Source organism: Vibrio sp. B172a (assembly GCF_030248355.1).
GTDB lineage: Bacteria > Pseudomonadota > Gammaproteobacteria > Enterobacterales > Vibrionaceae > Vibrio > Vibrio owensii.
This window is the reverse complement of the sequence record NZ_JAHGAC010000031.1, coordinates 1-815: the sequence shown is the minus strand read 5'-3', so window position 1 is coordinate 815 and position 815 is coordinate 1. Positions and strand designations below refer to the sequence as shown.

Below are 815 nucleotides of genomic sequence, written 5' to 3'. Positions count from 1 at the left end.
TGTCGTACTCAACCTATCGACCGATGGTACCGCGACCTCTGACGTAGACTACGACGCTACGTACCTTGTTGCTGATGGTAATGGTGGTTACCGCGAAATCACGGCCGATGAATTGAAGATTGCCGCAGGGGAAACGGAGCTCAAAGTTTACCTTCAGGTGAAAGATGATGCGGTGACTGAAAACTCTGAAAGCGTTGAGCTGATTGCATCGACGACCAGCGGTAAAGTCACTGGCACCAAGGCCGACAGCGCGACAGCAAATATCCTTGATGACCAAGCAAATGGTGTCGACAAAGACGCAACTGCAGCACTGACAGTCAGTGCTTCAGGCGATGTCACCGAAGGTGAAGACAGTTACCTTGAGTACACGATCAGCCTCAATGAGCCTGTGAGTGAAGATGTTGTACTTAACCTATCGACCGATGGTACCGCGACCTCTGATGTTGACTACGACGCTACGTACCTTGTTGCTGATGGCAATGGTGGTTACCGTGAAATCACGGCCGATGAATTGAAGATCACTGCAGGGGAAACTGAGCTCAAAGTTTACCTTCAAGTAAAAGACGATGCGGTGACGGAGAACTCTGAAAGCGTTGAACTGACTGCATCGACGACCAGCGGTAAAGTCACTGGCACCAAGACCGACAGTGCGACTGCGAACATCCTTGATGACCAAGCAAGCGGTGTTGACGAAGACGCAACCGCAGAGCTGACCGTGAGTACGGGCGGCGATGTCACCGAAGGTGATGACAGTTACCTTGAGTACACGATCAGCCTCAGTGAGCCAGTCAGTGAAGATGTCGTACTCAACCTAT

General features: G+C 51.3%; 1 protein-coding gene. It reads left to right on the top strand.

The features are described from left to right. The coding region (locus KIT90_RS23490; protein ID WP_285379024.1) for a Calx-beta domain-containing protein at positions 1-815 on the top strand (815 nt) is incomplete at both ends.